General features: G+C 60.6%; 13 protein-coding genes and 1 pseudogene. 6 read left to right on the top strand and 8 right to left on the bottom strand.

Annotated elements, in window-relative coordinates:
• Positions 1–6: 6 nt before the first annotated feature.
• The 3 genes from GGI60_RS27590 to GGI60_RS27580 all read right to left on the bottom strand — a co-directional run bounded on the left by GGI60_RS27590 (position 7) and on the right by GGI60_RS27580 (position 4,889).
• On the bottom strand, positions 7–969 hold the full coding sequence (locus tag GGI60_RS27590; RefSeq protein WP_183913697.1) for a C-terminal binding protein: 963 nt from the start codon (positions 967–969) through the stop codon (positions 7–9).
• 89 nt (positions 970–1,058) lie between these two features.
• On the bottom strand, positions 1,059–3,812 hold the full coding sequence (ppc, locus tag GGI60_RS27585; RefSeq protein ID WP_183913699.1) for a phosphoenolpyruvate carboxylase: 2,754 nt from the start codon (positions 3,810–3,812) through the stop codon (positions 1,059–1,061).
• A 162-nt stretch (positions 3,813–3,974) separates the two neighbouring features.
• Positions 3,975–4,889: a LysR family transcriptional regulator gene (locus GGI60_RS27580; protein WP_183913701.1), complete on the bottom strand. Its 915-nt coding sequence runs from the start codon at positions 4,887–4,889 to the stop codon at positions 3,975–3,977.
• Between the two features lie 106 nt (positions 4,890–4,995).
• Between GGI60_RS27580 and GGI60_RS27575 the strand changes: the two genes are divergently transcribed.
• From GGI60_RS27575 to GGI60_RS27550, 6 genes and pseudogenes are all read left to right on the top strand, one after another.
• Positions 4,996–6,180, top strand: a complete 1,185-nt coding sequence (locus tag GGI60_RS27575) for an acyl-CoA dehydrogenase (RefSeq protein WP_183913703.1) — start codon at positions 4,996–4,998, stop codon at positions 6,178–6,180.
• A gap of 58 nt (positions 6,181–6,238) precedes the next feature.
• Positions 6,239–7,126: a 3-hydroxybutyryl-CoA dehydrogenase gene (locus GGI60_RS27570; protein ID WP_183913705.1), complete on the top strand. Its 888-nt coding sequence runs from the start codon at positions 6,239–6,241 to the stop codon at positions 7,124–7,126.
• Positions 7,110–8,831: pseudogene (locus tag GGI60_RS27565) on the top strand (electron transfer flavoprotein-ubiquinone oxidoreductase); the annotation flags it as partial. The gene GGI60_RS27570 and the pseudogene GGI60_RS27565, both read left to right, overlap by 17 nt.
• A 44-nt stretch (positions 8,832–8,875) precedes the next feature.
• On the top strand, positions 8,876–10,021 hold the full coding sequence (locus GGI60_RS27560; RefSeq protein ID WP_183913709.1) for a CaiB/BaiF CoA transferase family protein: 1,146 nt from the start codon (positions 8,876–8,878) through the stop codon (positions 10,019–10,021).
• Between the two features lie 360 nt (positions 10,022–10,381).
• Entirely contained in the window at positions 10,382–11,782 is a 1,401-nt protein-coding gene (locus tag GGI60_RS27555) for an L-serine ammonia-lyase (protein WP_183913711.1), read from the top strand.
• A gap of 116 nt (positions 11,783–11,898) precedes the next feature.
• Complete coding sequence (locus GGI60_RS27550) at positions 11,899–12,336, top strand: DUF1489 family protein (protein ID WP_183913712.1); 438 nt, start codon at positions 11,899–11,901, stop codon at positions 12,334–12,336.
• A gap of 17 nt (positions 12,337–12,353) precedes the next feature.
• Here GGI60_RS27550 and GGI60_RS27545 read toward each other — a convergent pair whose 3' ends face one another.
• The 5 genes from GGI60_RS27545 to pip form a co-directional block, all read right to left on the bottom strand.
• Complete coding sequence (locus GGI60_RS27545) at positions 12,354–12,629, bottom strand: hypothetical protein (protein WP_009994808.1); 276 nt, start codon at positions 12,627–12,629, stop codon at positions 12,354–12,356.
• Between the two features lie 113 nt (positions 12,630–12,742).
• On the bottom strand, positions 12,743–14,317 hold the full coding sequence (locus tag GGI60_RS27540) for a D-alanyl-D-alanine carboxypeptidase (RefSeq protein ID WP_183913715.1): 1,575 nt from the start codon (positions 14,315–14,317) through the stop codon (positions 12,743–12,745).
• Positions 14,318–14,435: 118 nt separating this feature from the next.
• Positions 14,436–15,221, bottom strand: coding sequence for a hypothetical protein (locus GGI60_RS27535; protein WP_183913717.1), 786 nt, complete (start codon positions 15,219–15,221; stop codon positions 14,436–14,438).
• A gap of 214 nt (positions 15,222–15,435) precedes the next feature.
• Complete coding sequence (locus tag GGI60_RS27530) at positions 15,436–16,041, bottom strand: transglutaminase-like cysteine peptidase (protein ID WP_183913719.1); 606 nt, start codon at positions 16,039–16,041, stop codon at positions 15,436–15,438.
• 352 nt (positions 16,042–16,393) lie between these two features.
• The gene (gene pip, locus GGI60_RS27525; RefSeq protein WP_183913721.1) at positions 16,394–17,368 is read right to left on the bottom strand and encodes a prolyl aminopeptidase; all 975 of its coding nucleotides are present in this window, start codon (positions 17,366–17,368) and stop codon (positions 16,394–16,396) included.
• Positions 17,369–17,551: the final 183 nt, after the last annotated feature.

The raw sequence follows: 17,551 nt of genomic DNA, 5'->3' as shown, positions 1-17,551 counted from the left end.
GCGGCATTAGCGGCGGAGGCTGTTGCGGGGTTGTTCGGGCATCTCTCCGGAAAGAACCCTGACGACTTCCTCCGCCGCCCGGCGACGCAGTTCGATCAGCGAAGCGTCCGAGGAGAAGGCGACATGCGGCGTGATCATCGCGCCCGGGTGAGCAATCAGCTCCGGAGGAACGCGTGGTTCATCCTCGAGCACATCAAGGCCGACACCGCTCAGAATGCCGGAGGCCAAGCCCTCGATCACCGCGGCAGTATCCACGACGCCGCCCCGGCTGACGTTGATCAGCAGACTTCCGCGACGCATCTTCGAGATGGCGTCCTTGTTGATCAGATGACGCGTCGCCGGCGAAAGCGGCGCATGGACAATGACGATATCGCTCTTGGCCAGAAGCGTATCGAAGTCGGCAAGCTCCACATCTGCGGGGACATTGGAGGCATGGGGATCGTGCGCCACCACGCGGCATCCGAGCGCCTGCATCTTTGCCGCCGTCGCGCGGCCGATGCGACCGAAGCCAATGATGCCGCAGGTCAACTCGGAAAGCCTACGGAGATTTGCCGAAGCGGGGTCCCAGCGGCCTTCGCGAACTTCGCGATCGAAGTGGATCAGGCCGCGGGCCCAGGCAATTGCAAAACCGATTGCGTGGTCGGACACTTCTGCGACGCAATAGTCGGGAACGTTCGTAACCCAAATTCCTTGCTCGGTCGCCGCATCGACTGCAATATTGTCCAGGCCTACTCCGAGGCGGGCGACGATCTTGAGGTTGGGGGATGCAGCGATGGCCCTCTCGCTGACCTGGGCCCAGCAGGTCAGGATGGCGTGTGGCCGATGCTCTGCAGTCAAAGCGTCGATGTCGGCAGAGGGCAACGGCTCGGCAGGGCCGCTGATGAGGACAAATCCAGCCCTCTCGATCACCTCCCGCTCCACCTTGTCATCCGGCCAGGCGTAGTCCGTCAACAGCACGGTCCGTGTCATGATTTCCTCCCAGTTTGCGCAAACGTTAGCGCAATAATTTCGCCAAGGTCAAGAAAAAATAAGCTTGCGCCGCCTGCTTCGGCGGCGTGCTACCCACTGTTTCGCAGCCCTGCGGCGATTCCGTTGATGGTCAGATGCAGCGCCTCTTCCGTGTCCTGATCTCGTTCTCCTGCACGATGGCGGCGCAGAAGGTCGATCTGCATGTGGTTCAGCGGATCGAGGCATGGAAAGCGATGATGGATCGAGTGCTTCAGCGCCGGATTGTTCTCCAGGAGCGAGGTCTGGTCCGTTATGCCGAATAGTGCGGCCGTCGTCGCTTCCCATTCGTCTTTTATGCGCGCGAAGATTTTCTCGTGGGCGGATGTGTCATGGGTGAGGTCCACGTACCGCGCCGCGATCGCCATATTGGTTTTGGCAAGCACCATCTCCATGTTGGCGATCAGCGTCTGGAAGAAAGGCCAGTCCCGATGCATCCTTTGAAGGGTTTGCAATCCGTCGGGGTCTCCGGCCAGCCACTGTCCGACGGCCGAGCCAAATCCAAACCAGCCCGGCAGCATGATGCGGCTTTGCGACCAGCCGAATACCCATGGTATCGCACGAAGGTCTTCGATGCGACGGGACGAACTGCGTGAGGCCGGGCGGCTGCCAATGTTTAGTTTTGCGATTTCGCCAATGATCGTGGTTTCCCAGAAAAACCGTTCAAATCCCTCGGTTTCGTAGACCAAAGAGCGATAGACACCAAAGGCCAGGTCCGACAGCTTCTCCATGGCGCCGAGATATTCGGGATCCGGTTCTTGTGCGTCGGAAGGCAGCAAAGACGCTTCTAGGGTCGCGGCGATCAGCAGTTCGAGATTTCGGCGACCGAGTGCCGGATTGGAATATTTCGCTGCAATGACTTCGCCTTGCTCGGTCAGCCGGATCGAGCCGGCAACGGCGCCGGGGGGCAGGGCGGTGATGGCCTCATAGCTTGGGCCGCCGCCGCGTCCGACGGAACCGCCGCGGCCGTGAAACAGGGTGAGGCGGATACCTTCACGTTCGAAGAGCTGAATGAAGGCCATCTCTGCCTTATAGAGTTCCCATCCCGACGTCAGATAACCGCCATCCTTGTTGCTGTCGGAATAGCCGAGCATGATCTCCTGTTTGCCGCCGAGTGAGCCCAGGTACGCCCGATAGGCTTCGATGGCCAAAACTGTCTGCATCACGTCATGCGAGTTTCGAAGGTCCGAGATCGTTTCGAAAAGCGGTATGATGTTGACGGAGGCTGCTTCGGGTTCATCGGGCCGGAACAGCCCCACCTCCCGGAACAGAACCATGACCTCCAGAAGGTCGGAAGGGCTTCCGGCCTTCGAGATGATGTAATTCGGGATGCTGGCGCGGCCATAGCGCTTATGGGCTTCGGCGGCTTCACGCAGAACGGAAAGCTCCGACATCGTCTCGGGCGAATAGGTCTTAAGCGGTGTAACCAGCAGCTGGGACGACCGAAGTTCCTCGGTGAGCAAGCGGATCTTGTCGCTCTCGGCGAGCGCCTCGTAGCCTGTGCCGGGGCGCACCTTCTCGAAAAGCTCATGAACGACCCGCTCGTGAATCTCCGAATTCTGTCTCAAATCGAGGCTGACAAGGTGAAAGCCGAAGACTTCTATGGCGCGTTGGAGGCTGCGCAGTTTTCCAGCGGCGATCTTTTCTGCGCTATTGGTTATCAGGGATTTGCTGATCGTCGCCAGGTCTTCGGCGAATTCGGCGGGGCTCCTGTAGGAGGGGGCGGCGGCTACAGGCTCACGAACCAATTCCATGCTGCCGAATTTGCGGGCCGTGGCCGCCAGGCGAGCATAGATGCCTGAAATCGCAAGGCGATATGGCTCGTGCCGGCGCTGCTCCGATCTATCGGGAGAGTCAGTGGCGAGGCGCTGAAGGTCCCGCGAGACTTTTACATACCGATCATCCAAGGAAAGTTCGGCGCCAAGGCTGTGCAGCTCGCCGAGATAGAAAGAAAAAACCCTCTCGCTCTGCAGCCGGAGCGCCTCCTTCAGTGTCTCGCCATTGACATAAGGGTTGCCATCCCGGTCGCCGCCGATCCAGGAACCCATGCGCAGGAATGGCGGCAGCGCGTCCTGGCCAAACCTCCAGGGTGAGCCTCGAAGTTGATTTTCGAGATCCTCATAAACTTCCGGGATAACATGGAAAATCGTGCTGTCATAGTAGGACAGGCCGTTGAGGATTTCATCCACGACCTGCAATTTCCGTCCTCGCAAGCTGTTCGTTTGCCAAAGCGTGGTCGTCGCTCTTTCCAAATCTTCCTGATATCGATCCACTTCCTGCGCAGTCAGGCCGGCCTGGTCGAGCCGGCTCAAGCATCGTGCAAGCTCCTGCTCGATGTCGATAACGCTCTTGCGCCGAACCTCGGTCGGGTGCGCTGTAAATACAGGCGAGACCACAGCTTCAGAAAGCAGGTTGCAGACATCTTCCGCCTCTATCCCGGCGGCAGCCAGAACGGAAAGCGATCTGGCAATCGTCCCCGGCATGGCAGGTTCGCCATCGACGATGCTGAGGCGCTGCGCTCTGGCGTGATGAGCGTCTTCTGCGATGTTCACGAGCTGAGAGAACTGGCTGAACGCGCGGACCACGCGCTTCAGAGTGCGCGGAGGCATGCCGGCGCAGAAGGGAGCAAGATTGTCGTTCAAACGCGGGCTGGTCTTTCTGCGGCCTGTCGCCGACAGACTGCGGACCTGTTCCACAATCTCGCGGACCTCTTTGCCGTCGCTGGCCTCAATAGCCTCACACAACAGTCGGCCGAGAAGCCGAACGTCTTTGACCAAGGCTCTGGCCGTCAGGCGTCTTCCCTGCATGCCTGCTTTCCTCAATTGAAGATGCAAATGCCTATTCCTTGTGCTAACGTTAGCATAGGCTGGCAGGATTTGGCTGAAGAGTCAAGAACGCGTGCAATCGGGCATGAGTGAACGGTCGAATGGGCGCGTATTACAGGCTGCTATTGCAACCGCATTGCTGCATCAACCGGCAATGCCTTTCTGGTAATGCGCGACTTCTTCCAGAAGCCATGCGCGAAACGCCGCGACAGGACGGAAATCCTTCCTGCTGAGCGGCGCCACCGCATAGTAGGCGCTGGGGCTTTTGACCTGATGCGGGAAGGCTTGAGCGAGCTGGCCATTTGCAAGCTCGGAGTCGATAAGGAAAAGCGGCATCAAAGCGAGCCCCAGCCCGGCAATGCAGGCTTGTGCCACGCTGCTGAACTGTTCGAACCGCATCGCCTGCGATGGGGCGCCGCTGACCTGGAGGCTCTCGAAGAAGTGGCTCCAGGCTCCCGGCCGCGATGCCATCTGCAGCAGCGGAAGGCGTAGCAGATCCTCAGCCTTCAAGATGGGATGCGAACTCAGAAAAGACGGGGAGGCGACCGGTGCTACCATCTCCTCCATCAGAAATGTGCTTTCCGCACCGGGCCAATCAGGCTGGCCGATATGGATCGCCATATCGATGTCGTCGCGGTCGAAATCGAATAGCCCGATGCGCGTCGCGAAGTTCAGTGTGATCTCCGGATGTCTGGCGACAAACCGGGGAATACGCGGCATCAGCCAGCGCGTGCCGAATGTTGGCAAGATGGCGAGATTGAGCTGATCGTTATGCTGTTTGGTCATGGCCTGCAGTGAAGCAGAGCGGATTTCCGCCAAAGCGCCGGCAATAGCCCGCGCATAATCGGTGCCGGCCTCTGTGAGAATGACGCCGCGGCTGGTACGCTCGAACAGCAAAACGCCCAGTTGCTCCTCCAGCGCGGCGATCTGTCGGCTGATTGCTCCTTGCGTGAGGGAAAGCTCCTCAGCCGCGGCAGAAAAAGTGCTCAGCCGCGCGACGGAATCGAAAGCCGCGAGAGCGGAGGTCGAGGGAAGGAGTCTTCGCGAGAGGTTTGCCATAAGCTATTACTATAGCTCATAGGCCGATGAGTAAACCTCGCTTTCCCAGTCGCGGAAAAGCGGTTCTAATTCCATCAAATCGAACTGCGAAAACCTCAACGGGAGGATGACGATCTTGGCCTTTTCTTGGAATGACCCCTTTTTGCTTGATTACCAGCTGACCGAAGATGAGCGGATGATCCGCGAATCCGCCGCGGCTTTCGCAGAATCCGAACTCTTGCCGCGCATCCACGACGCCTATCTCGAAGAAGCGACCGACCCGGAGCTGTTCAAGTTGATGGGGCAGACCGGCCTTCTCGGTGTCACGCTGCCGGAGGAGTACGGGGCCGCGAACGCATCCTATGTCGCTTATGGACTGATCGCTCGCGAGGTCGAGCGTATCGACTCCGGATATCGCTCGATGATGAGCGTGCAGTCCTCGTTGGTCATTTACCCGATCTTCGCCTACGGCTCCGACGAGCAGAAGAAGAAATATCTGCCGGGCCTCGTCTCGGGTGATCTGATCGGCTGCTTCGGCCTGACAGAGCCCGACGCCGGCTCCGATCCGGGCGGCATGAAGACCCGCGCCGAGAAAATCGCCGGCGGCTACCGATTGCGCGGCTCGAAGATGTGGATCTCGAACTCGCCGATTGCCGATGTCTTCGTCGTCTGGGCAAAGTCGGAGGCCCACAACAACGAAATACGCGGCTTCGTTCTCGAAAAGGGTATGAAGGGCCTTTCGGCCCCGAAGATCGGGGGCAAGCTTTCGCTGCGTGCCTCGATCACCGGTGAAATCGTAATGGACGGCGTTGAAGTCACCGAAGATGCGCTTTTGCCCGGCGTTTCCGGTCTCAAGGGACCCTTCGGCTGTCTCAACCGGGCCCGTTACGGCATCTCCTGGGGTGTCATGGGCGCGGCCGAGGACTGCTGGTTCCGCGCTCGTCAATACGGTCTGGATCGCAAGCAGTTCGGCAAACCCCTTGCAGGGATGCAGCTTTATCAGAAGAAGCTCGCCGACATGATGACCGAGATCACGCTCGGACTGCAGGGCTCGCTTCGCGTCGGCCGCCTGATGGATGAGCACAGGATGGCTCCGGAAATGGTCTCGCTCGTCAAGCGCAACAACTGCGGTAAGGCGCTTGATATCGCGCGGCAGGCCCGGGACATGCATGGCGGCAACGGCATTCAGATCGAATACCATGTCATGCGCCACGCGCAGAATTTGGAGACGGTCAACACATATGAGGGCACCCACGACGTCCATGCTTTGATCCTTGGGCGGGCGCAGACGGGCCTCCAGGCGTTCTTCTAATTTCCATCGCCTGTTCGGCGCAGATCGTCCTTCAACCTACGCATCACCGAGAGGCCGCATGCCTAAAGCGAATAAGATTTCGACCGTCGCCGTCATTGGCGCCGGCCAGATGGGGACTGGGATCGCGGAAGTTTTAGCGAAACATGGCTATGAGGCTTTGATCTACGATCTCGATAAAAATCGAGTCCGTGCGAGCATCGAAGCAAGTGCCGGATATTTCAGACGTCAGGGCGAAACCGGCAAAATGCCGGGCGAGGCGGCTGAGCAGGCGATCTTACGCATAAAGGGAGCTTTTTCCCTTCCGGATTTGGCGAGCGCCGACTTGGTCGTCGAGGCTGTTAGCGAGAATGAAGGCATCAAGAGGAAGGTCTTTGCCGAGGTATGCACCGTCCTCAAGCCCGACGCGATCCTGGCGACGAACACATCGTCGCTCTCCATAACGCGGCTCGCCGCGTCAACCGACAGACCCAATCGTTTTATAGGGATACACTTCATGAATCCCGTACCGGTTATGAAGCTGGTCGAGCTGGTTCGCGGCATCGGAACGGATCAAGAGACCTTCGCTACAGCTAAGGCTTTTGCCGAGTCCATCGGCAAGACCGTCACTGTCTCCGAGGATTTTCCGGCTTTCATCGTAAACCGCGTTCTCATCCCCATGATCAACGAAGCGATCTACACCCTGTATGAGGGTGTCGGAAACGTGGAAGCCATAGACACCGGCATGAAGCTTGGCGCTAATCATCCGATGGGGCCGCTCGAATTGGCCGACTTCATCGGTTTGGACACATGCCTTTCCATCATGCAGGTCCTTCATGAGGGGCTGGCTGACAGCAAGTACCGCCCGTGCCCGCTGCTGGTCAAATATGTCGAAGCCGGCTGGCTCGGCCGTAAGGCGCAACGCGGGTTCTACGACTACAGCTACGTTCCGGCCCGGCCAACGCGCTGATCCCATCCTTTCCAATATCGAGATTTATCAGGCATTCATCATGACCGAAGAACACGCAGACGATAGTCGAGAGAGCATGGAATTCGACGTTGTGATCGTCGGAGCAGGCCCTGCCGGGCTTGCGGCGGCGATCCGGCTGAAGCAGGTCAATCCCGAATTGTCGGTCGTCGTGCTGGAGAAGGGGGCCGAGGTCGGCGCCCATATTCTCTCGGGCGCCGTCGTCGACCCTGTTGGTATCGACCGGCTGCTGCCCGGCTGGCGCGATGAGGCCGATCATCCCTTCAAGACGGAAGTCACCGCGGATCATTTCCTGCTGCTCGGCCCGGCCGGCTCGATCCGCCTGCCGAATTTCATGATGCCGCCGCTGATGAACAATCACGGCAACTACATCGTCTCGCTCGGCAATGTCTGTCGCTGGCTGGCCGGCAAAGCCGAAGAACTCGGCGTCGAGATCTATCCGGGCTTTGCCGCAACCGAGGTGCTCTACGACGACAAGGGCGCGGTGATCGGCGTTGCCACCGGCGACATGGGCATCGAGAAGAACGGCGAGCCTGGCCCCAACTACACCCGCGGCATGGAGCTGCGCGGCAAATACACGCTGATCGGCGAAGGCGTGCGCGGTTCGCTCGCCAAGCAGCTGATCGCCAAGTTCGATCTGCAGAAGGATCGCGAGCCGCAGAAATTCGGCATCGGCATCAAGGAGCTCTGGCAGGTCAAGCCGGAGCACCACAAACAGGGCCTGGTGCAGCACTCCTTCGGCTGGCCGCTCGGCATGAAGACCGGCGGCGGCTCCTTCCTCTATCACCTGGAGGACAATCTGGTGGCGGTCGGCTTCGTCGTCCACCTCAACTACAAGAACCCCTATCTCTACCCGTTCGAGGAATTCCAGCGCTTCAAGACCCATCCGGCGATCCGCGGCACTTTCGAGGGTGGCAAGCGGCTGTCCTATGGGGCGCGCGCCATCACCGAAGGCGGCTACCAGTCGGTGCCGAAGCTGTCCTTCCCCGGCGGGGCGCTGATCGGCTGTTCGGCCGGTCTCGTCAACGTGCCGCGCATCAAGGGCAGCCACAATGCGGTGCTGTCGGGCATGCTGGCGGCCGAGAAGCTGGCGGCGGCGATTGCATCAGGCCGCAGCCATGACGAGGTCGTCGAGATCGAGACCGACTGGCGCCAGGGCGACATCGGCAAGGACCTGAAGCGGGTCAGGAACGTCAAGCCGCTGTGGTCGAAGTTCGGCACCGCGCTCGGTGTGGCGCTCGGCGGTCTCGACATGTGGACCAACACGCTGTTCGGCTCTTCCTTCTTCGGTACGCTCAAACACGGCAAGACCGATGCGGAAAGCCTGGAGTCGGCCGCGCAGCACAAGCCGATCGCCTATCCGAAGCCGGATGGCGTGCTGACCTTCGACCGTCTGTCCTCGGTGTTCCTGTCGAACACCAATCACGAGGAAGACCAGCCGGTGCATCTGCAGGTCAAGGACATGGCGCTGCAGAAGAGCTCCGAACTCGGCATCTATGCCGGCCCGTCGACCCGCTACTGTCCGGCCGGCGTCTATGAATGGGTGGAGAAGGACGGCGACAAGACCTTCGTCATCAACGCCCAGAACTGCGTGCACTGCAAGACCTGCGACATCAAGGACCCCAACCAGAACATCAACTGGGTGCCGCCGCAGGGCGGCGAGGGGCCGGTCTATCCGAATATGTAGCGAAACGACGATCCGCCAACTTGTGAATGATCAGGGAGTTATCGATGCAGTCTCCGCTTGAAGGCGTTCGGGTCTTGGAACTGGCGCGAATCCTGGCTGGTCCGTGGGCCGGACAAACACTTGCCGACCTGGGTGCGACCGTCATCAAGGTGGAAAGCCCGGAGGGCGACGATACGCGTCGCTGGGGGCCTCCTTTCATCAGGGATGGCGATGATGTCGCTGCAGCCTACTTCCACAGCTGCAATCGCGGAAAACTGAGCATCACGGCGGATTTCCACGCTGTGGAGGACGTCGACAAGCTTCGCGCACTGGTCGCGAACGCGGACGTCGTCATCGAGAACTTCAAGGTAGGCGGGTTGAAGAAGTTCGGTCTTGATTACGAGAGCCTGAAGGCGATCAACCCAAGACTGATCTATTGCTCGATTACCGGCTTTGGCCAAACCGGTCCTTATGCCGGGCGTGCAGGATACGATTTTATCGTCCAGGGCATGGCGGGCATCATGGATCTGACCGGTGAACCTGATCGGGAGCCACAGAAAATCGGCGTCGCGTTCGCCGATATCTTCACGGGACTCTATTCGGTCATCGCTATCCAAGCCGCTCTGATCCTCCGAAATACGACAGGTGAGGGACAGTTCATAGATATGGCACTTCTGGACAGTGCGGTGGGTGTGCTGGCCAACCAGGCAATGAATTTCCTGGCCTCGGGAAAGGCGCCGACGAGACTTGGCAATGCGCATCCTAACATCGCGCCATACCAAGTATTCCCGGTGTCTGACGGCAATATCATTATCGCGTGCGGGAACGACGCTCAGTTTGCACGGCTATGCGATATCCTCCGGCTATCCGCTGTAGCCGACGACGTCCGTTTCAAGTCGAATGCGGAAAGAGTTCGTCATCGAGAGGAGCTGACATCGGTCATGGAAGCGCAGACGAAGCTTTTCAAGCGGACGGATCTGCTAGCCGACCTGGCGCGCGTGGGCATTCCCGCCGGCCCCATCAACACCGTCGAAGACGTGTTTGCCGATCCGCAAGTCGCGCATCGAAAGATGGCCGTGGACAATGAAGGGATAGCGGGCATCCGTACACCCATCATTTTCTCAGGGCAGGCGCTCTCCTCGCACCGCAAGTCGCCCAGACTTGGTGAGCACAATGGCAAGGTACAAGCGGATTGGACCTTACTGGACTGACGTTTTAAGCCGGCATTTTCGACATTGACGGCAATGAGAGGCCGCGCCGAAACTGCGCGTTTGAAAAGCGGTCGCAGAAGGCTCTCTGATCCGGGCTGGCCGAAAACCGCGCCGCTTTTGCCGAGCTTTCGTCTGAGCCTTTGCTGAAGCGACATCTTCGTGGCACGATGATCGTCTCTTGCGGTGAGGCGACGATATTCGTAACAATCGGTGCCGCATCGCTGCGTTGCGCGGGTTTTGTCTGTGTCATCCCGGTGTGCAGCCGGAATGTCGCACCCACTCTATGCGATGTCGGTTTGCCGCTTGGATCAGAAACCGGCGGCGTCTAAATTTGCATTCCAGTGTTCAGAAGGCGCATCCATGTTTCTCTCGGTATTCGACGTGTTCAAGATCGGTGTCGGGCCGTCGAGCTCGCACACGATGGGTCCGATGTCGGCTGCCAACCGGTTTCTCGATCTGATCCTGTCGAATGAATGGCCACGCCCGTCATCGGGCGCGCAGGTCGCCGCGATCAAGGTCAGCCTGCATGGTTCGCTCGCCCATACCGGAATCGGCCATGGAACGGGCAGGGCCGTCATCCTCGGGCTGATGGGCGAAGCGCCCGACAGCGTCGATCCCGACAAGATGGACGGTATCATCGATACGGTCGAGCGCACCGGCCGCATCACGCCGGCGGGACATCCGGCCTACCAATTCCAGCCGAAGACCGACTTGGTTTTCGACAAGAAGCAGCCGCTGCCCGGCCATGCCAACGGCATGATCTTTTCCGCTTACGACCGTGACGGCCGGCTGCTCTTGAAACGCATCTATTATTCGGTCGGCGGCGGCTTCGTCGTCACGGACACCGAACTGGAACAGATGCGGGCAAAGAAGAACGTCGTGGGCGCGCGCGTGCCCTATCCTTTCGCGACCGCCAGGCAGATGCTCGACATGGCCGAACGCTCGGGGCTTTCGATTGCGCAGATGAAGCGGGCGAACGAGGAGAGCCAGCGCAGCCGAGAGGAACTCGATCAGGGGCTCGACAGAATCTGGGAGGCAATGCGCTCCTGCATCGAGCGCGGCCTCAAAGTCGAAGGCGTCATGCCGGGCGGCCTCAACGTCAAGCGCCGCGCCCGCAGGATTCACGACAAACTTCAGGAGGAGTGGCGCAGCAATCGCGTCAATCCGCTGCTCGCCAACGATTGGCTCAGCGTCTATGCGATGGCCGTCAATGAGGAAAATGCAGCCGGCGGCCGGGTCGTCACCGCACCAACCAACGGGGCGGCCGGCGTCATTCCGGCGACGATCCGTTATTACGAGCATTTTCACGAGGACTGGGACCAGAACGGTATTCGCGATTATCTGCTGACGGCTGCCGCCGTCGGCGGCATCATCAAGCACAATGCCTCGATCTCCGGCGCCGAGGTCGGCTGTCAGGGCGAGGTCGGCTCGGCCGCGGCAATGGCTGCCGCAGGCCTTGCGGCTGTGATGGGCGGCACGCCGGAGCAGATCGAGAACGCCGCCGAGATCGCGCTCGAACATCATCTCGGCATGACCTGCGATCCTGTTGCCGGCCTCGTCCAGGTTCCCTGCATCGAGCGCAACGCGCTCGGAGCGGTCAAGGCCGTCACGGCGGCATCACTCGCCGTCAAGGGTGACGGCCAGCACTTCGTGCCGCTGGACGCCTGCATCGAGACAATGCGCCAGACCGGCCACGATATGAGCGAGAAATACAAAGAAACCTCGACCGGCGGCCTTGCCGTCAATGTCGTCGAATGCTGAGTTCGCGAGCGCGTTGGAACGGTTCGACATCTCAGCAGGCGCAAAACTGCTGCACAGTTTCGCCCGGCATGCCGTAGACGCTTGACGCTCGCCGCCAAAAGGATTTCAACGGCGGCATGGCATTGCATCTTATCAAGCTCTGTGTCGGCGCCGACTCGATCGACGATCTGCGCGAATGGGTGGCGGAGCGTTCGCTGCGCGCCATTGCCGCCGGGCTCGAGCCGCATTCCGTGCATACGACCCGCATGGTGCCCAAACGCATGGAGGAACTGCTCGACGGCGGCTCGCTCTACTGGGTGATCAAGGGGCAGGTGCAGGCGAGACAGCGGCTGCTCGATATCAAGACCTTCACCGACGACGAAGGGATTTCACGCTGCCGCCTGATGCTCGGTCCAGAAGTCATCGAAACCGCGGTGCAGCCGAAGCGGCCGTTCCAGGGCTGGCGCTACTATGCTCAGGATGACGTGCCGGCCGATCTGACGAGCCTCGGCGCCGGCATCGCCGAAATGCCGGCGGATCTGCGGCGCGAGCTGACTGAGCTCGGCCTGCTCTAACCTTTATCGTCCGAATTTCAGCGCAGCCGCAACTGCACTGGCGCACTGCCATCCGGCGAGGTTACATGCAGGTGAATGCGGGCCTCCGGCTGCGAATAGCGCCAGGCGCGCGCGCCGTGGCAAAGCAGCAGGTTGATGAGATCGCGGGTCTTGGCAGATTTCGCTCTCGGCCGCTGCAGGCCCATCTCAGCGAGCCGCAGCGCTGCTTCGTGAAGCGGATGCAGGGCTGAGCGCCCCTTCGCTCCGATGCGGCGGTCGCCTGGCATTCCTGGAACATTTTCGTTGATCGCCATTGTTTTCCCCGTACGCACTACTGATCGAGTTCAAGAATGGTGGCCGGAAACGCAAACACCGATTCCGGCCGTTACCAATGCCGCCGGCCATGTTGCAGGCAGCATCGAATAGCTCATTGTGCAGCCGCCCAGCACTTGATGCCGGCCTTCTTCAAGGCCTTGCAGGCGTTGACCGCATCGCGCTGATCGTCGAAGCCGCCGAAGCGGGCGCGGTAGACCTGGTCGTTGCCCGTACCGTAGGCGACGGCGAAGGGTTTTGCCGAGGCCAGCGCCTTGCCGACCTTGCTCTTGGCGCCCTCCAGGAGGTCCATGGCCATCTGCCGGTTGGGCGAGACGCCGACCTGTACGACCCAGCCCGCCGGCGCGGCGCTTACCGGGGCGGCGCTGGTCGAAGCAGTCGTGACGTGATCGACGGCGGCGCTCTCCGGTTCGGCAGGTGCTACGGCCGGAGCCTGCTGCTTGAAGCTCGTGGTTTTGACCTTGGTCGGTTCCGGCATGGCCTGGGCGACCAGCGGGTTGTCGGACTTCGTCGCGGATGTTTCGGTGTAGGCGACTTCGGTCGCGGCCACCTGATAGCGAGCGTCCGGCAGCGGTCCCTTGTGCGGCAGGCTGAGATCGGCGGCAGCCGCGGAAATCGGCGGCTGCGCTGCGGTGATCATCTTTGCGACCTGCTGGGAAGCAGCCTGCTGTGGAACGACCGTCTGCCGGGCGACCTGCTGGGCCTTCTGCGGCTGGACGGGGGCAGGCGTTTCGATCACCGCCGGGGCAGGGGTTGTCTGCGCCATCAGCTGCGAAGATCCGCCGCGGCTCGATGCTTTCGGCAGGTAAGCGGCGATCAGATTGCGCATCTGAGCGTCGCGAGCCGGCCCCGAAGCGCCGCCGAGTACAACGCTGACGATCGACTTGCCGTCTACCTGCACCGAGCTCACCAGATTGAAGCCGGCGGCGCGCGTATATCCGGTCTTGATTCCGTCGACACCGCGCACCGAACCGACGAGGCGGTTATGGCTGCGGATCGTGCGGCTGCCGAACTTGAAGGCGCGGGTGGAGAAATAGCCGTAATATTGCGGGAAGTGCTGGCGAAGGGCGATGCCGAGGCGGGCCTGGTCGCGCGCTGTCGTCATCTGTGCCGTATTCGGCAGGCCGTTGGCGTTGCGATAAGTGGTGCGCGTCATGCCGAGCGCGTGCGCCTTGGCGGTCATCATTTGGGCGAAACGGTCTTCGCTGCCGCCCAGCATCTCGCCGAGCGCGGTCGCGGCATCATTGGCCGACAGGGTGACGAGACCAAGGATGCCCTGCTCGACGGTGATTGTGCCGCCGGCGCGCACGCCGAGTTTGGTCGGCGCCTGAGCGGCCGCGTGAGCGGAGAAGGGTACCGGCGTATCGAGGCGGATGCGGCCCTTTTCCAAGGCCTCGAAGGTCATGTAGAGGGTCATCATCTTGGTCAGCGAGGCTGGATATTGCAGCCGGTCGGCGTTCTCGCTGTAGAGAACATTGCCGGTCTTGGCGTCGACAACAATGCCGGCGTATTTGGAGTTGGCCGCTTCCGCTTCGGCATTGACCGAATCGACCAGGACGACCGTGACGGCCACCGAAAGGATCGCCAGGAGCTTCGCGAAAAAGCTGCCGGACCGGAATGATGATACGGAGGAGACTGACCTTGACACTATTCCACTCTTCGCTTGCATTTCAGATATTGGGCAGGAACCGCACACCCCCCGCCGCACAGCTCGTCTTTTAAAATTACCGATTCAGCGTTACCAATCCGTTTATGATGAATCGTTTCACTCACCTTCCGGAAGTATTTTAGGCACCTGTCGCAGAACGGTTCATAAGACGCGCCTCCACAAAGGTGCGGATCGCGGCATCAATATGTTCCCAATCGTCGAGATGGCTGCTGGAGAAGCGGTAGAGCACGCTGAGATCCTTGCCGACCTTGATATCTCGCTGGCAATCACCGCTTGCCGCCTTGTCCGGGGTTGACGGCAATATGCAGCGTACGACGTAGTCCGGTCCGCCTTTGACGGGTGCCGTCAGCAGCACTTCGTCGCCGTAACCGGCGTCGGCGCGAAAACGGTGCAGCGTCAATCCGTCGCGAAAAGCCTCGGCCGGCCCTTCGATCAGATGCGAATAGATCGGCTCCAGCCGGCCGGACATGTCGCGCGACATGGTGCTCTGGGCGATCTGCATGAAGATCAGCCCGGAGGATTGGACGACGTCGTCGAATCGCAAATGGTTGCCCTTGCTGTAACCCCGCATGTCAGGCCAGGCGAGGTAAAGATCGACGCGCTCGGCCGCACCGTCATGCCGCTGACTCGGGAAGCGGATGGCATTTTCGGGGAGTTTCACGGTGTCGCGGCCGATGGTCAGTGTGATTTCAGCTGTGCTGTCGGTGTTGCCGGCAAGGGAGATGTGCCGGCCGAACCAACGGCCGCCGATGCTGAGGGCGACCGTCAGGACCGCCAGGACGGCGATCACCGCCGTCGTGCGGAGGAGAAACCCCATGGAAAGCAGCGGCTGCTCGTCGGGGACGCTTTGCGCGGTATGGCTCATGGCGGCTCGTCGGGTTTCGGTCCGCCGCAGGAAGAACATGAGCCGCCGGTGCCGATGATGAATCTGATCGGCATGATCAGACCGGCAGGGTTAATACTTCGCTAAGATCTCAGGGTCGGAAGCCGTCGCCTCGGCCTAAAATGAAGCGAGCCGTTCCCGGGACAGCAGGAACGGCTCTTGGGCACCGGTCGGGACGGGATGCGGGGACTGACCGGGCCGAAGCCAGCGCCGGCTCGGCCGGCAAGTTATGCTGCTATTTGACGCTGCCCACCGCGACGGTGCGGCCGTCCTGAAGCTTCGACCAGCGGGCCGGATCGTCGGCGGACTGGCGCTTCAGATAGGTGTATTCGGTGTCCGACCACAGCAGCACTTTGTTGCGCATATTGTCGAGGATGAAGTCTCCGTGATCGGTGCGCACCGTCAATACGGCGTGGCCTTCGCCGTTCGGCTGCAGCACGACGGTGATCAGCGTGTCGGATGGCGAGAAGCCATCCTCGATCAGCATCTTGCGCTTCAGCAGGGCGTAATCCTCGCAGTCGCCGACGCTGGTCGGATAGGCCCAGCGCTCTTCGACGCCGTAGATCTGCTCATCCGTTTCCGGCTGGATCGACGAATTGACGGTGTAATTGACCTTGAGGATTTCCTTCCAGCGATCCTCTGTGAGGATGGCCGGTCCGGCATCGCCTCCGGCATAGGCGCATTCCTTCGGGTTGGCCTTGCAGAATTCATAATGTCCGATCGGCGGGCTGGCATTGCCTGCCAGCGCCATGCTGGCGGGCATCGCCTGGCCAGAGCCCGCCATGGTCATCGCAAAGACACCGGCCAGAAGGCCGCCTTTCAGGATATTCGCAGTCGTCATTGCCGTCTCCCCTAAGTTGAGGCGACAATGGCACAGACGTTTTTATCTCGCGCAAAATTACGCAGTAGAATTAAAGGCTTAGTTGAATCAAATGCCGATAAAACTTGGCTCGAATACGAATAAAATTCGCCACGTATTTGTGTCGAAGTCGATTAAAATTGTAGTGGATGCGACAAGGACTTCGCCCCGGGAAAGCCCGTGCTCCGGTCGCGGCGTTAAGAGTTTTCGCTGAGCCGGATAAACGCCGGCGGCGCTGCGGCGTGATGCTCGCGGCGGCGATGCCGGTGGAATCGGCCGGTTGGAACGGGCCGAACGCAGAATATCGCTCGGATTCCGGGGTTCGGCATGAAGATTATTTTTGCGGAAAATCGCGAAATCGATCGGTGGCGGCGACGATTGCCGCGCTCATATCGGGGTTTGCAATGGAATGGGAAGCGTGCGGAAGGAGTTCGAGCTCGCTTTGCGGCCAGGCGCGGGCCAGTTCCCAGGCGGTGACGAGCGGCGCCTCGATATCGAACCGTCCCTGCAACAGGATGCCGGGAATGTCGGCAAGCCGCGCGGCGTTCTTCAAGAGCACGCCATCCTCCAGCCAGGCGCCGTTGACGAAATAGTGGGTGATGATGCGGGCGCGCGTCAGCACATAAGCCGGATCGGCCCAGCGGCGCGGCAGTCCTCCCGGATCGGCGAGCAGGATCGAGGCTGCTTCCCAATCATGCCAGTCTCGCGCCGCCTTGAGACGCGTTTCAGGATCCGGATCGTTGAGGAGGCGGTGATAGGCGCTGACTATGTCCTCGCCCAGCTCTCGCGCGCCGGAGGGGATTCCCTGATGGAAACGGTGCCATTCTTCCGGAAAAAGCGGCGCCATGCCGCGGCAAAGCCAGTCGATTTCCGATCGCCGCGTGGTGGTCACGCCCGATATGACAATCGCCGTGACGCGCTGCGGATGCGTTTCGGCATAGGCGAGTGTCAGCGTCGAGCCCCAGGAGTTACCGAAAAGCAGCCACCTGTCGATGCCGAGAAGCAGCCGCAGCTTCTCGATATCGGCGACGAGATGCCAAGTCGTATTGAGGGAGAGATCGGTTTCGGGATCTGCGGCACTCGGCAGACTCCGGCCGCAATTGCGCTGGTCGAAGAGGATGATCCGATAGGCCTCCGGATCGAACTGGCGGCGCGCCGCGGTCGAACAGCCTGAACCCGGGCCGCCGTGCAGGACGAGTGCCGGCCGTCCCGTCGGGTTGCCGCAGGCTTCCCAATAGATCAGGTTGCCGTCGCCGGTATCGAGCAGGCCGTGATCATAGGGTTCGATTTCCGGGTAGAGAGCTGCCATCGGTTCGGTCCACTTTCGGTCGGGCGGCCCCTTATCCATTACATCGCTGACAAAGGGAAGACGGGTGGCGCGTGACGCGGCGGACGCAAAATCACTGCACGATTTTATGCCACCTGCTTGGCGACGATCCTTGTCGCAACTTGTTCCACCCATAATATTAGCGGTTAATCGGTGGAACCACCT

Source organism: Rhizobium lentis (genome assembly GCF_014200175.1).
Lineage (GTDB): Bacteria > Pseudomonadota > Alphaproteobacteria > Rhizobiales > Rhizobiaceae > Rhizobium > Rhizobium mulingense.
This window is presented reverse-complemented; position numbering and strand designations above follow the sequence as displayed.